This is a genomic window from Paenibacillus sp. YAF4_2 (assembly GCF_052113225.1).
Classification (GTDB): domain Bacteria; phylum Bacillota; class Bacilli; order Paenibacillales; family Paenibacillaceae; genus Pristimantibacillus.
Window position 1 is genome coordinate 203,673 of sequence record NZ_JBFRCT010000004.1, and the last position, 15,047, is coordinate 218,719.

At 52.5% G+C, this 15,047-nt stretch carries 12 protein-coding genes; 2 read left to right on the forward strand and 10 right to left on the reverse strand.

The genetic code is table 11. The features are described 5' to 3' along the window. Positions 1 to 43: 43 nt before the first annotated feature. Positions 44 to 895 (reverse strand): sugar phosphate isomerase/epimerase family protein, encoded by an 852-nt coding sequence (locus AB4Y93_RS11375; protein ID WP_441891936.1) that lies wholly within the window; start codon positions 893 to 895, stop codon positions 44 to 46. A 209-nt stretch (positions 896 to 1,104) separates the two neighbouring features. Between AB4Y93_RS11375 and AB4Y93_RS11380 the strand changes: the two genes are divergently transcribed. Next, positions 1,105 to 2,775 carry a ribonuclease J gene (locus AB4Y93_RS11380; RefSeq protein WP_441891938.1) on the forward strand — a complete coding sequence of 557 codons (1,671 nt, stop codon included), beginning with the start codon at positions 1,105 to 1,107 and terminating at the stop codon, positions 2,773 to 2,775. Positions 2,776 to 2,865: 90 nt separating this feature from the next. Next, positions 2,866 to 3,048, forward strand: coding sequence for a hypothetical protein (locus AB4Y93_RS11385; protein ID WP_441891940.1), 183 nt, complete (start codon positions 2,866 to 2,868; stop codon positions 3,046 to 3,048). A gap of 74 nt (positions 3,049 to 3,122) precedes the next feature. On the opposite strand, the gene AB4Y93_RS11390 is transcribed toward AB4Y93_RS11385, so the two are convergent. The 9 genes from AB4Y93_RS11390 to AB4Y93_RS11430 form a co-directional block, all read right to left on the reverse strand. Continuing rightward, positions 3,123 to 3,296: a hypothetical protein gene (locus tag AB4Y93_RS11390; protein ID WP_441891942.1), complete on the reverse strand. Its 174-nt coding sequence runs from the start codon at positions 3,294 to 3,296 to the stop codon at positions 3,123 to 3,125. 342 nt (positions 3,297 to 3,638) lie between these two features. Further along, entirely contained in the window at positions 3,639 to 4,628 is a 990-nt protein-coding gene (locus tag AB4Y93_RS11395) for a carbohydrate kinase family protein (RefSeq protein ID WP_441891944.1), read from the reverse strand. Next, positions 4,628 to 5,467, reverse strand: coding sequence for a carbohydrate ABC transporter permease (locus tag AB4Y93_RS11400; protein WP_441891946.1), 840 nt, complete (start codon positions 5,465 to 5,467; stop codon positions 4,628 to 4,630). The genes AB4Y93_RS11395 and AB4Y93_RS11400 overlap by 1 nt, the downstream gene beginning before the upstream one ends. Positions 5,468 to 5,477: 10 nt before the next feature. Then, positions 5,478 to 6,410, reverse strand: coding sequence for a carbohydrate ABC transporter permease (locus tag AB4Y93_RS11405; protein ID WP_441891948.1), 933 nt, complete (start codon positions 6,408 to 6,410; stop codon positions 5,478 to 5,480). 66 nt (positions 6,411 to 6,476) lie between these two features. Beyond that, entirely contained in the window at positions 6,477 to 8,387 is a 1,911-nt protein-coding gene (locus tag AB4Y93_RS11410) for a GH32 C-terminal domain-containing protein (RefSeq protein ID WP_441891950.1), read from the reverse strand. After that, positions 8,387 to 9,988: a glycoside hydrolase family 32 protein gene (locus AB4Y93_RS11415; protein WP_441891952.1), complete on the reverse strand. Its 1,602-nt coding sequence runs from the start codon at positions 9,986 to 9,988 to the stop codon at positions 8,387 to 8,389. Before AB4Y93_RS11415 ends, AB4Y93_RS11410 begins: the two co-directional genes overlap by 1 nt. A gap of 118 nt (positions 9,989 to 10,106) precedes the next feature. Beyond that, positions 10,107 to 11,738, reverse strand: coding sequence for a response regulator transcription factor (locus AB4Y93_RS11420; protein ID WP_441891954.1), 1,632 nt, complete (start codon positions 11,736 to 11,738; stop codon positions 10,107 to 10,109). A gap of 5 nt (positions 11,739 to 11,743) precedes the next feature. Further along, complete coding sequence (locus AB4Y93_RS11425; RefSeq protein WP_441891956.1) at positions 11,744 to 13,540, reverse strand: sensor histidine kinase; 1,797 nt, start codon at positions 13,538 to 13,540, stop codon at positions 11,744 to 11,746. A 107-nt stretch (positions 13,541 to 13,647) separates the two neighbouring features. Continuing rightward, positions 13,648 to 15,021 (reverse strand): ABC transporter substrate-binding protein, encoded by a 1,374-nt coding sequence (locus AB4Y93_RS11430; RefSeq protein ID WP_441891958.1) that lies wholly within the window; start codon positions 15,019 to 15,021, stop codon positions 13,648 to 13,650. Between the last annotated feature and the right edge of the window lie 26 nt (positions 15,022 to 15,047).

A 15,047-nucleotide genomic window follows, 5' to 3' on the forward strand; every position in this document is an offset into this window, starting at 1 on the left:
AGCAGACTTGCTGCTTCCCTTTACAACAATAAAGGATAGAAGTTTAAAGTGATTCCCAAATTGCTTTCAATTGATTCAAGCCCTGCTGCGTTGCAAATAGACATGGCTCAAGCCCTTCGAATTCAACGGAAATATACCCGTCATAGCCAGATTTCTTAACGATACCTAACACACGACGCATGTCTATATCTCCATGACCTACGATAGCACCCCGCAAATAATTGCCATGGGAGGAACGGAACCAGCCTTCTGCAAGATTGCTTTCAGGATGACGTACATAAAAGTCCTTCACATGCACCATGGAAGCATAAGCCATGTTATTAGTAACACCAGAAGCCGGATCCTCGTCAACGCAGAGAAAGTTCCCTACGTCCAGCGTCGTTTTGAAGTTGCTTCGGTCCGTTGCATGAAGGAGTGCTTGTACGCGATCGCTTGCTTGAAGGAAGTAACCGTGATTTTCCACACTAGTCGTAATCCCCTTCGTAGCTGCATAGTCAGCAATTCGGCGGCAAGCCTCAGCCAGCTTGGGCAGCTCCCTATTGAAATTACCGATTGACGTATCCGATGACGAAGCAACATCATGTCGCATTAGCTTAACTCCAAGTGCAGCTGCGATGTCCACTTCCCCCATTACTCTGTCAATCTCCTGCTCGTATTCGGACTCACTCTTGCCAGCAAAGTTCGCACCAACACAATAATTCGAGATATCAATGCCGATCTCATCCGCTTTACGACGAATATCTTGGATCAGCTTTTCAGTCAAATCGAAACCAAGGGGAACGATCTCAACATGCTCTCCGCCAATCTCTGCAATGGTATCAATGACATCAAGAATGTCTAATTCCCCTGACTTTAACACTTGATAATAGCTATATGTACTGACTCCAAACTTCATAGCTGAATCTCCCTCCCGTGCGGCTGACTTATAAAATGGAAATAAACGTTACCAGAATAATAACATGTTTTGGATAAAGCGAATATCTGTTATTGCATCTCTATTTAGAAAATGGGTAAATCCAATCAAATCTCCGCCGAGAATAAACCAGTTGAACACTGGGAAAAACAAACCAATTGGAAATAACTATTCAGATTACGGAGGTTAAAATGAATAATCAAAAATTATCGATCATCCCTCTTGGCGGAGTAAACGAGATTGGGAAAAACATGTATGTGATTCAAAGCGGCGACGATCTGATTGTCGTGGACTGCGGCTCAAAATTTCCGGATGAAAGCTTATTAGGAATTGATGTCATTATCCCTGATATTTCGTATCTAATTGAAAATCAGGATAAAGTCAGAGGGCTTGTCGTTACACATGGTCATGAGGATCATATAGGCGGTATCCCTTATATCATTAAACAATTGAACATGCCTATTTATGCTACGAGATTAACACTTGGCCTTATAAAAGGAAAACTGAAGGAGCATGGACTGCTCGGCACAACGATATTGCATCAGATTGATCCTCACTCCGAGATTACCTTAGGCAGCGTTCCTCTCACCTTTTTCAGTACTAACCATAGCATACCGGATTGCCTTGGCATTGCCTTTCACACCCCACAGGGAACAGTCGTCCACACCGGTGACTTCAAATTCGATTTGACTCCGGTTAATAATCAGTACGCTGATATTCACAAAATGGCTGACATCGGAAAAAACGGCGTATTAGCTCTATTGTCTGAAAGCACCAACGCGGAGCGACCCGGCTTTACCCCTTCGGAGCGCTTGGTTGGCGCCAATATTCTCGAAGCCTTCGTTAATGCGGACGGGATGATATTCATAACAACCTTCGCATCCAATGTGCATCGGCTGCAGCAAATTATTGATGCCGCCATTAAGACGGACCGTAAAATCGCTTTGGCAGGCAGAAGTATGGTTAATGTTGTCGAGATTGCATCTACATTGGGTTATTTGAATATGCCATCAAATATGCTGGTCGATCTGGCAGAAGTGAATAAATATAAGCGGGATGAGATCGTAGTTGCTTGTACAGGCAGTCAAGGAGAACCAATGGCTGCGTTAGGACGCATTGCCAGCGGCAATCATCGGCAGCTTTCTGTCTCTGCTGGAGATACTGTTATCTTTGCATCTTCGCCTATTCCCGGCAACGAACGGAACGTGGCTCGTATCGTGGATAACCTCTTTGAGAGAAGAGCGAAGGTTATCTATGGCTCAGGATCAAATACAGGAATGCATGTTTCCGGTCATGCCAGCCAAGAAGAATTAAAGCTAATGCTTACTTTAATGAAACCGGAATATTTTATTCCCATTCATGGCGAATACCGCATGCTCCACTTGCATCGAATATTAGCCGAATCCGTTGGGGTTAAGTCGAGTAATATTTTCATCCTGAATAATGGTGATGTGGTAGATTTCGCAGGATCAGAAGCTTTTCAGGAACGAAGGGTTACCAACGGGGATACTTATGTTGATGGACTTGGAATTGGCGATGTAGGCAATGTCGTCCTGCGCGACCGTAAAGTACTGTCTGCAGATGGGATCTTAATCATCGTCATCACCTTTGGGAAATCAGACAATAAGATTGTATCTGGTCCTGACATCATTTCCCGGGGCTTTGTATTTGTTAAGGAATCGGAAGGATTAATGGAAGAAGTGCATCGCATTACGATGCAGCAGATGGAGCTTTTGCAGGAAACAAATCTACACAAGCCTTGGAATCTCTACAAGCAGAATATTAAAGAATCGGTTGGGAAGTTTTTATATACTAAGACCAAGAGAAGACCCATGATTCTCCCCATCATTATTCTGGTATAGCCATGTCTTTGACTGATGGAATGGAGAGCTACTGGATATACTACCTAGGTCGATAACATCGGCATGATAATGAGGAAGGTGGAGAATCAATTGACATCTAGCCGCGGCCATCAAGGTGCACATGGAATTGGACAGGTAGAGAAGCAATTGAATCGTCAAGCACAAGCTGCTGAAGAGATTCAAGGCACTAATCATACGGACCAGGAAATAATCGCAGCAAGCCATGAGCAGTCCTCTGTACTGGAAGAAATCGTTGATACAGAGAGCGAATAAGGGATAATATTTGCGTAAAACAAACAAGCTGATTCCGGTTGTTAAACCGGAGTCAGCTTGTAGTTTTTTCTAACTTATTCTTTTTTACTTAGAAATTCGTTTTGCACAGCTTCACCATTAGGATTACTATTTTTAATCTGGCTTAGACGTCCATTTTGAAGCTCGCCTCCATGAACGTCATTCTGCCGCTGTCCATTATTATCGGTATGATCATGCTGATTGTGATTATAGTTTTTGTTATTTGCCATTTATCCATACACATCCTTTCCACAGAGATTAAATCTAGATTGTGAATTTCCGATTAGATTCATACAATCCAAGTATTGCTTAACTTAATCCTTTAATGGATAGATGTATTGTTCGATGGAATGGCTATACTAACTGTTGCTTGCGGTAGATTGGTTCCGGCTGCATCGGATGCTTTTACTGTGTAAACATAGGCCGTGTTTGCCGTTAATCCTGTATCCGTGTAACCAGTCGTTGTGCTGATACCAACCTTAGTCCCGTTCCGAAGGTAACCGCGTAACTCCAAACATGTACGGTGCGCAAAAAAAAGCCAGAGTAAGCTAACTGACTCTGGCTTTTCGGGGTTAACGTGTTCCGCGAAGCAACTCTTCGATTTCTTCCAGCGTCCCGAGCGAATGAATGGCGCCCTTGCGAGTGGTAGCGAGCGCCCCGCCGGCGTTGGCGAAGGCGACTGTTCTGTGCAGTTCCTCCTCGCTCCAGTCCGCCGCCTTCGTCTCGCTGCCGAGCACGCAGTGCAGAAACGCGCCCATGAAAGCGTCGCCCGCCCCGGTCGTATCGACTGGGACGACGCGGTTGGCTGCCACTTCGCCGGCATAGCGCGCCGTCCGATAATACGTTCCTGCTGCTCCTCGCGTCACAAGCAGAACGTCCAGCCCATAGCGTAGGACAAGCTCTTCGGCTCCGTCAGCGATATCCAGTGTGCCGGCGTCAGGAAGGCCCATCAGCAGCGCCAGCTCCTCATCCGACACCTTAACGATGTGAGCCTGTTCAAGCCCGCTCTTCATCCAGACAAGCCCAAGTTCCTCGGTCTCCCACAGAGATGGACGCCAGTTCGGATCGTAGGATATGATCGCCCCTGCTTGCCGCGCCGCCTCAACTGCATAAAGCGTCGCTTGGCGCGAAGGCTCCGAAGTTAGCGAGATGGAGCCGAAGTGGAACAGGCGCGTTCCGCTCGTAAGCTCCAGCCGCACTTCGGCCTCCGTAAGCAGCGCGTCCGCTCCCGGCTGACGGGCGAAGTGGAACGAACGCTCTCCCCGCTCGTCCAAATGTACGAACGCCATCGTCGTATGTGCGTCCTGACTTAACACAAGCCCCTCATCTGCGATTCCTTGCCGGATCAGCACATCCCGCAAATACTCGCCGAACGGATCCTGCCCGACCTTGCCGATAAAGGCCGTCTTGTTGCCCAGTTTTGCGAGCGCCGCCAGCACATTAACCGGAGCGCCGCCGGGGTTGCGTTCCAACAAAGGCTCCCCCGATACCGAAATGCCGTCCGGCACGAAATCGATCAAATACTCGCCAAGTGCCACCACATCGTAAATTTTGTGTCCCATTACCCTTTGACCCCCGACATCGTGATGCCCTGAATGTAGTAGCGCTGCAGGAACAAGAACAGAATCAGAATCGGAGCCGTTGCTATCGTGCTAGCCGCCAAAATTTTGGACCAATCGGTACCAGCCAGCGAAGAGAACGACGCAATCGCGACTTGAAGCATCTGCTTCTTTTCGTCGTTGATGACGATAAGGGGCCAGAGATACGAGTCCCAGTTGCCGAGAAACGTCATCAGGCCGAGTGTTATTAGCGCCGGAACGGCCGCCGGAACGACGATACGCAAGAACACGCGCATAACCGAAGCACCGTCAATCTTCGCCGCCTCCATAATCTCATTCGGAATGTCCGCGAAAAACTGCCGCAGCAGGAAGATGCCGAATACCGACAGCGAGGAAGGTACAATGAGACTTGCGTACGAGTTGACCCACCCGAAATTGTTCATCAGCAAGTAGTTTGGCACGAGCGTTACTTCACCCGGAATAATCATCGCCGACATGAACAAGGGGAAGACGATCGACTTGCCACGGAATCGCAGCTTCGCGAAAGCGAAGGCGGCCAAGGCGCTTACGACGAGCACGATGACGGTTACGGATCCGGCGACGAGCACTGTGTTCCAAATGTAGCGCAGGAATGGATTCGTATCGCTGAAAATAACGTTTTTGTAGTTCACCCAGGTGAACTTGACTGGCACGAACATATGCCAATTCAAGCTCGATGAATATTGGAACAATTCCTCATAAGGACGCAGAGATCCAGCGACCATCCATACGATCGGAATGATGCAGACGATGGCGATGAGTGTCATCATGATGTATTTAAGCGCAAATCCCATTTGCCGCATAATAATCCCCCTAGTAGTCAGCTTTCTTATTGAAGTAGGTCATTTGCGCAAGCGAGATGATTAGCACGATAGCGAACAGAACAAAAGCCGCCGCGGTGCCGTAGCCCATTTGCATTTGCTGAAAAGCCATTTTCCAGATGTAATACACGACTGTCTGAGTGGAGCCATTCGGTCCGCCATTGGTGAGGACGAAGACGAGACCACCCAGCTTGATTGCATCGATCGTCGTCATAATGACAACGAAAGCCATCGTCCGGTTCAGCATCGGCAGCGTAATGCGGAAGAACTGCTGCACTCGGCTTGCTCCATCAACCCGAGCCGCCTCATATAAGTCTTGAGAGATGTTGTTCAGTCCCGCGAGAAAAATAATCATGAAAAACCCAGATGCTTTCCAAATGCCGAGAATGATTATGCCGTACATCGCGGTATCCGGATTGGATAAAAAGTTCGTCATCGGCAGTCCTATCGACTTGAGAACCTGATTCAGGATGCCGAAATCCTTGTTGTAGATGAGCTTGAACACCGTGGCTGCGACTGAAGTCGAGATCACGACGGGAATAAAATAAGCCGTGCGAAACAGGCTTGTAAAACGCCCGGCTCGCTGAATCAGCATCGCGAGGCCCAGCGAGATCGCTGTCTGTACCGGGATGACAATGACCGCGAAGAACAGTGAATGCCGAAGACTTGCCAGAAACTCAGAGTCATTCATCAGCGACCGGTAATTGTCGATGCCGTTAAAAGACCGGGTTCCGCCTACCATGTTATAGTTCTGGAAGCTGATGAAGAATGCTTGGACCATCGGGTAGAAGACAAAGAGCAGAAGCGCTGCCAACGCAGGCAAGATGAACAGCCAGGCCGTTCTCTCTTCCTGGCGCAGTGCCCGGCCGAAGGGATTTCCCTTGCGGCGCTTGGATATCGATGGAGCTAGCTCCGTGTGTGCCATGGTTTTCCCTTCCTTTCTGTTTGGTGAATTTGGGTGAATAAACTTGATTCAGAGAGCGAGCGCCCTTTACGGCTCGAAGACAAACACGCTCATCGTCGCCGTCACTTTACCGTCAGGCGTCTTCGCGATCAAGTCGGCTTGTCCTGCACCTATACCGGAGATGTCAACGCCGCTGTCGTCCGCTGCACGCGTCACTTTAGCGACTGACACGTCGCTGGACGCCCATTCGAGCTGTTGGGGGGCGGCCAGCGGCAGCACGGACGACTTCACGGTTACATGCGCACCAACCGCCACGTCCACACTTTCCTTGCCGATGAGGATGCGGCTCGGTACGCTGGAATCAGGATTCTCGTCACGCCACACCGAGCGCATCGGGTAGAATGAGGCTTCATCCAGCTTGACACTACCCCGCTCAAGTTCTAGCGACAAGCCATTGCTTGTCGGCTCGGGGAACACGATGGCGGATAGCACCTTCGCGCCGTCTTCAGCAAACACTTCGAGCGTATCTTCGTCTACATAGATCCGAAGAGGCAACCTTCCGTCTGCAGACGGCTTAACCGGAGCCGCAAAGCTCTCCGCGAAGCCTGGCTCGAACGAAACAGCGCCAGATTTCGAACGGTCGACTGTAAGTGTTCCTGCTGCGGCATTGTAGCGGATGCTGGTTTCCTCCGCCCCCGTACCATCTGTCCTTACCTTGAGCGCAAACGCTGCATCAGCCGAAACGGTGAAGGTCGTGTCCAGTTCATAAGAGGTTCCGCGCCACTTCCCGAACGCGTTCGAGTTGGCCGCGAGCTGCTGCTCTTCGAGCTTAAGTGCGGTGCCGCGCAGCGAATCAAGTTCCTTGACTGGTTGTTGAATGAGACGGATTCCTTCACCAGGAATATCGCGAAGTGTAAGCTCGCGGGGAACGGACATGTTGCCTTTCCAAGGATCGGTCGGCATCGTGAACGGGTAACGCCAGTTGGACATCCAGCCGAGCCAGATGCGCCGTCCGTCCTTCTCCGGGATGTCCGAATACGAGACCGCCGCATAGAAGTCCTTACCGTAATCCGTCCACAACACCGTATCGGCGGGATTATCATTATGGAAGGTTTTGCCGTCGAACTCTCCGATGAAATATTGCGCTGTCGAGCCTTTGGTCGCCTCGTTGTTGCCGACGCTCAGCGTCAACACCCACTTGCGCTTACCATTGCCGTCTACCGGAAGCTCGAACAGATCCGGACATTCCCATACGGCGGCATGCGAACCTTGATTTATGCCGAATTCGCCTGTCTCGGTCCAGTTTCGGAGATCGGGCGATGAGTAGAATCTCACATGATTGTCGACTGATACCACCATGATCCAACGCTTGCTCGCTTCGTGCCAGATAACCTTCGGATCGCGGAAATCCTTGAGTCCGGGATTCGGAATGACCGGATTACCCTCATACTTTGTCCAGGTGCGGCCGCGGTCGCTGCTGTACGCGATGCTCTGCGACTGCACGCCGCTCTGAAAATGCGTAAAGATTGCAACCAGCCCGGATTTCCCTTGGAAAAAACCGCTCGTATCGTTCCAGTCCACAACCGCGCTGCCCGACCATATTTCGCCGAGATCATCGCGAATCAAGGCGACCGGAAGATGCTCCCAATGCACGAGATCCTGACTGACCGCATGTCCCCACTGACCGCTGTTCTGGTAAAACTGGTGGTACTCGCCCTCGTAATACACCATGCCGTTCGGATCACTCATGTTGCCGGTCTCGACACTTAAGTGGTACTGCGGGCGATAGCGTTCCGTGTAATAATTCGCTGTCGGGTTGAATCGGAAAGGTGCAGGCGGCGCGTAGATTTCCTCCGCCTTGTTGGTTTCTCCAGCGGAACCTTTAATTGAATCGGAGTGGAAAGACATCCAGATCGCTCCTCCTATCGCGAGCACAACCACGGTGCCGATAACGATCGTCGCCAAGGGCGATATGAACTTTTTCGGAATCCCGTTCATTACTTAACCTCCAGACCATCCATATTCCAGAGCCGCATGGCTTCGAATACAATGGTTCCTMCCACCGCCTGAAGCTCCAGTCTGCGGCCTGAAGCCAAAGGATAAATGCGGCTGGTCAATACTCGATCTCCATCGTTGACAAACAACTCTATGGACGAGTTATCTGAGAACAGACGGAGGCTCAGGCGAGCGGCGGCAGAAGCCGGAAGGTCGGATACGTACACGCCGGGATCGCCAATACCCGACTCGTTGCGGTTCAATTCGATGCGGCGCTGTGCAGCCAGCCAGCGGATCTTAGTTTGTTGATCGGTGACGGACCGCGAAGTCTTTACGGACTCAGCGTCGGATAAATCCTCGCACGCTCCGCTAATTACAATCCGAAGCTCCTGCGCCTCTGTTGCAGACAGATCAATATCGGCTTGCCATTCAAAGGCGGGCGGCAGCAACCAGATTTGTTCTTCGCCAGGCTGCAGACGGAGTCCGTTGTCTAATTTCGAAATCTCTTGTCCTCGAAGAGAAGCTAGTTCCTCTACTGGCCTCGAGGCCAGACGTCCATCTTCGGTCAGCTGAAGCTCTCGGGCAAGCGTCATAGCTCCATACCAGGCGCGTCCCGTCTTAATGAGTCGCGATCCCCACATATCCATCCAGGCGATCAGGATGCGGCGTCCGTTGCTGTCCCTCATCGTCTGCGCGGCATAGAAGTCCGGTCCGTCATCGATGATGCCGCTGCTCTCGGGGATAAAACGACCTGCCGCGAAGTCCATCTCGCCGATCATATAGAGATTTTTGACGCCGTTCATGTTCATCGGTGAAACGATTAGGACGTACTTGCCGCCTAGCGGGAACAAATCCGGGCATTCCCACATATCTCCCTGCGTCCCGTCGCTCTCCGCCGCAACACCCCGGTACGACCAATCCAAAAGGTTGGGCGACTCGTATAGGAGGGCGCGGCCGCGGCCGTTTTTACCTGAGCCAATGACCATATACCAGCGCCCTTCATGCTCCCACACCTTCGGGTCGCGAAAGCCGAAGCATTCACCGTCCGGACTGCCTTGAATGACCGGCACCGGATGCTTAACGAAGCGGATTCCATCCTTGCTCGTCGCCATAGCCTGCACTTCCTCCGGGGTACGCCCATCGACGTGTGCGGTATAGAAAAGCACCAATTGCCCCTCGTGCTCCACCGCGCTGCCCGACCAGCAACCACAGCCGCCTTCGGGCGAACCGAACTCGTAGGGCTCCGTCGGCGCAAGGGCAACCGGGCGATGCTCCCACCGTACCAAGTCCCGGCTGACCGCATGTCCCCAGTACATCGGGCCTTGATAATCACCAAATGGGAAATGTTGGTAGAAGGCATGGTACTCGCCTTTAAAATGAATAAGTCCGTTCGGATCGTTCATCCAGCCCGAAGGCGCCATCAGGTGATAGCGCAGGCGGAACGGATCTTGCGCCGCCCGCGCGGCTCCGGCCTGTACCGCTTCCTCCGCTATCTTAAGCGCCTCCTCATGCTCGGATTGGCGGTTGTCTTGCCTCGTGTTCGTGTTTGTCATGTCGAATCCTTCCTTCCCGCGGCTTTCCATGTTTGTTTCGATTGCCTCCATTGTAAGGCTGCGGGAAGGGCCAAGACTTTCACTATGCTCGGGGAGCAACTTTTAAAATGCTGGGTGGGGGGAGGAATCAGCGAATAATGGGGAGGGATGACTTCTTCTATAGAAGCCGTTAGCTCTCATTCGTTGTCTGCCGCTTCTCCCGGTATTCCTTAGGGCTGCAGCCGTAATACTTTCTAAAAGAGGTGCTGAAATAGCTGGAGCTGGAGTAGCCAACCAGCATCGCGATATCCGTCAGCTTCAGATCTGTCCCGCTCAGCAGCTCGGCGGCGCGCGTCATCCGTAGCCGCGTCAAATAGTCGCTGAACGTAACGCCCGCGTTCTGTTTGAACAAGCCCGACAGGTAAGTCTCGTTCATGTGAAACATGCTGGCCAACTGAGACAGCGTCAACTCGTAAGGATAATTCTCGTCCACATACTTGCGGACCGCCTCCGCCTGCAGCTGTCCGCTGGAGGTCCGGCTGCTTCGCACCGCACCCATGACCAGATCGGCGAGCCGTTCAATTTGCGCAAGTACCTCTCCCCGACTCCGATAGGTCGCAATCGAAGCTTGGCAATTCCATAGCACCTGTTGAAGCGAGGTATCGCCTAGTTCGAACTTTTTCGCAAGCGAACCGAAGGTTAGAATGACCCTCAGCGCCAGGAAGGTGAAGGCGAACATCGGCATGTCTCGATTCGACGGGAACAGCTCGAGCAGTTGAGCAGAAAAAGCTTGCCGATCCAGTGTCTCGATCGCCTGAATCAGCCTTCGCTCCGTCTCAGCCGTGAATGACTGCGTCCAATCCAGTACTTCCTGCTGGGTCGAAGCAGCGGCCGATCCATCGATCGTCCCGCGGCTCCAGGCCAGCATACAGCTGGCATAGCCGTTCTTCGCTTCGCGCCACCCTCGCACGGGCTCGCCTATGCCGCCGACGCTCTCAAGCCGCAGGTACGTCGCCGCATTGCGCCTCAGCTCGCGAACGAACTGCTCCGCGGCTGCGTCCCCAGACTCCTTGCTTCCCGTGTCCACCAGCAGGAAAAACATCATCGACGGGTGCCCCACGTCATAGAATGGGTACACGCCCTCCCGCTTTTCGGCCGTCTCCCGGCAGAGCATTCGGAATGCCAGCTGCAGCAGATCGCGGCGTCCCTCCCAGCTTCTCAGCCGCCCCGGTGGCAAGCGCATCTCTAGTGTCGCAAAGCGTAGGCTTAGCGCTTCGCCGTCCAGCTTGGCTAGCTGCAAATGGTGCAGTCGATCCCTCACCGCAGACTCGCTTACGCCTTCCTCTTTGACCAATTGAAGGAGGAAATGCTCCTGCATTTGCCGCAGCTGCTGGTTACGCTGAACCTTCTCTCGCTGGCGCTCGCCTTCCAGCAGTCGTTCCTCCTTCAACTCGCCCGCCAGCTTCCCGAGCAGCGATGAGAGCTCCGCCCGGACTACAGGCTTCAGCAGGTAATCCTTGACGCCGAGCTGGATGGCCGACTTCATATAATTGAAGTCCGAATAGCCGGACAAGACGATGACACGCAGTTCCGGATAGGCCTCCTTGCAAGCTCGGATGAAGGTGATCCCGTCCATTTTCGGCATCCGAATGTCCGAGATGACGATATCCGGACGAACCACCGCCTCGGCAAGCATACGGAGTGCTTCCTCTCCACCGGACGCTTCGTAAGCGATGACGAATCCGGCACTCTCCCAATCGATCTTCGCCCGGATGCTATTGCGAACACCGGCTTCATCGTCTACGAGCATTACACGGTACATGATGATCAACTCCTGCTTGCGGGCAACCGCATCGTTATCGTCGTGCCGGAATCCGGTGTTGAAGCAATCTGGACTTCAAAGGCATCGCCGTATTGGACCCGGCAGCGCGCCAGCACGTTTCGGAGTCCGATGCTGTTCCCCTCCGTGTGGAGGATCGCCGTCGTATCCGCTCCAGACAGCCCCCTCTGCAAATCGGCTGCCAGTTCCCTATTCATACCGATTCCGTTGTCGGAGATGGTCAAGTACAGCCAACCGTCGCGGGCCTCGGCCCCCAGTTCAACAATCGCCTTTTCCCCGTTTTCCAAGCTGTATTTAACCGCATTCTCAACCAAAGGCTGCAGAATAAACTTAGGCATCTTAAGTTCACGAGCCCCTGGCGCCTCTTCGATCCGGACCTGTAGTCGATCGTCGTACCTTAGCTTTAGGATGAACAAATAATCCCGGATATAATCGAGTTCTTCCGGCACCCACACCTGATCAGAGCTCAAATCCAGCGAATACCGCATCATCTGCCCCAGCGCTTCGGTTGCATCCATTACGAGGTCATTGCGCTTCATCGCGGCCAGACCGCTAATAATTTCGAGCGTATTGTTGTAAAAATGCGGGTTGATCTGCAGCAGCAGCGCTTTGTATTCGGCGTTTTTACGCCTCAGGTTCGTCTCGTATTCCGTTTCGATCAGGTACTTCAGCTGGTGTGTCATCTGTCCGAAAGCACCGGTTACATAACCGATCTCACTGTGCCCCCGCTGGATGTTGGGCATCTGTTTAATCGCTTCGTCGAACTCGCCTCGCTTTACAAGCTTCATGGATCGGGCCATTCGCGTAAGGGGATTCGTGACGCTTTTGGACAGGCCGAATGCCACGACAAGCACGATCACCAGCAGAATTCCGCTTACGAGCAGCATCGTCTCCTTAATCCGGTTCAGCTTCGCATACAATTCCCGTTCCGGCACGACGCCCATGATCGTCCAGTTCTGATCCGGCAGCTCCCGGTAGAAGACCAGGTAAGGCTTGCCTTGATTTCGAACGGCGAACACGCCGCTCTCCCTCTCTCGCTTTCCTTTGGTCTGCCGGACTTTCGCAAGCTTGCTTTCCCCTTCCTGCAAGATGGCCGCTTCTCCTGTAAGCTGCTGGCCAAGCACGCTCCTCCCATCGACGTCCAGCAGGAAGACGCGGCCCGTCTCGCCGAAATGAATCCGTTCGAGTGGATCCCGCAGCACGCTCGTCGGATAGTTGACCTTAATGATGCCTACGCTGGTAAACGTCTGAAGCTCAACAAGAGGCAGCAGGTAGCCGTTCACGCTCCGGCTCTTCATGCTCTCATCCGGCTGGTCCTCGTCCAGGTGAGACCCCGTCCATTTCACATCCTGCTCCCTGTAATCCTGAAACCAAGGCTGCTGTTCATATGTGCGGTCCTGCGTCCACAGTCCGCCCTTCACTGCCGTAAAAAGACTGATCGAGATTCCGTTGGAATTATTCACCGCATAGGAGGACAGAAAATCCCGCACCCTGCGCTTCGACAGCAGTTCTTCTCTCTCCTGGGCTTCGCTATTGCGCAGATCGGCCAGCCAAGTCTGGGTAGTCGAGCTTCCGAGAACCTGGTTGCCGATATCCTCCAACTGCTTCATCAGTGTCGTTACGTGGGAAGCGTACTGCTCGATCGTCTCCGAAGTAGATACTTCAAGGGAATTCTTAATAAGCTTCGCCGACTCGGAAGTCAGAATATAGACCAACGAAACGAAAGGGAAAATAAGCAGGATGGAGAAAGCAACCATAAGTCGGCTTCGAAGCGAGTAGAACATGTCGTCAGGCCTCCGGTGAATGAAAGATTGAGAGTAGTTTGAACGCAAAAGCCTGAAAAAGACGTCCGCTATTTGCGGATCGTCTTTTTCAGGTTATCGATTGCTTCTTACTTTGGCATATCGGCGTAAGCCTTGTCGATCTTCTTGATGGCGTCGGCAATCGCCGTATCCACGTTGCGTTTGCCAATCGTTACTTCTTCAAGCATCTTGTTAACGGCATCCGACATCTGCGGGAAGATCGGGGTAATCGGACGCGAGCGGCCGTATTTCTGGTTCTGGATGACAAAGACGTTCTTCGGATATTCGTTCAGCTCCGGGAACTGCTTCGCGACGGAGTAGCGAACCGGAATATCCTTCGTCACGCTGCTGTACAGCTTGGAGCCTTCCGCTCCCGTCACGTAGTTCACGAACTTCCAGGCTGCGTCCGTGTTCTTGCTCTTGGAAGAGATGGCGAGGGACCAAGAGCCGTTGGCAACCGCTTGCTTCGTTTCTTTAGGCAGCGGCGCGATGTCCCAATCTTCGCCGAGCTTGAAATTCGGGAACTTCTCTGCCAAGTAGGACAACGACCAGGAGCCGTCGACCGTCATCGCAAGCTTGCCTGTAGGGAACGGATCCGGCGGGTACTCCAGCGCCGATACCTTGTCCTTATTATACAGATCCGCGAAGAACTGTACCGCTTTCTTCGTCTCCGGCATATCCAGGTAGCCCTTAGATGTCGTACCGTCCTTGTCCATGATCTCCCCACCAAACTGCCAGATGATCGGGTACTTGAAGTAAGCGGTCGCTCCCGCGTTCCCAAAGCCTTGGGCCGGATCGATGCCGTAAATGCCCTTTTTCGCGTCGGTCAGCTTAATTGCCGCTTCGCGTACTTGATCCCAAGTCATCGGCTCATCCGGGTTTTTGGACGGTAGCGGAATACCTGCTGCCTCGAACATCTTCTTATTGTAGAAAAGAGCGATGGACGATTCGGTAAGCGGCGCCATGTAGATGTTGTCCTTGTACGTATAGGCCCCAATTGTTCCCGCCGGTATATCGTCGAGATTGCCGTCCGCCTTGAAATAATCCGTCAAGGATTGCAATGCTCCTGAATGCGCGTAGGATGCCATGTTCGGTGCATCGATCGCCATAATATCCGGCGGATTGTTAGCTGCGATCGAGGTCCGGAGCTTCGCGTCGTAGTCCGAATAAGGAATCGGGCTCATCTCGACCTTGATGTCTGGATTGTTCGCATTGAATGCCTTCACCAATTGATCGTAAGCGGAGTTTTCGGCGTCATTGCCGGAGTTGCGCCAGAAGGTCAGCTTGACCTGCTCGCCGGATGTGGGCTTGTCAGAAGCCGACGCAGACGACGTAGATGTGCTCCCTGAAGCAGTTCCCGACGGGCTGGCGGTGTTCACATTGTTGTTGGATGAGCAGCCTGCAAGGAAGGCAGTGATGAGCAGCGTGCTTGTGCCGATGGCAGCAAGTTTTGACTTTTTCAAGGATAATGCCCCTCTCTCTATTGTGG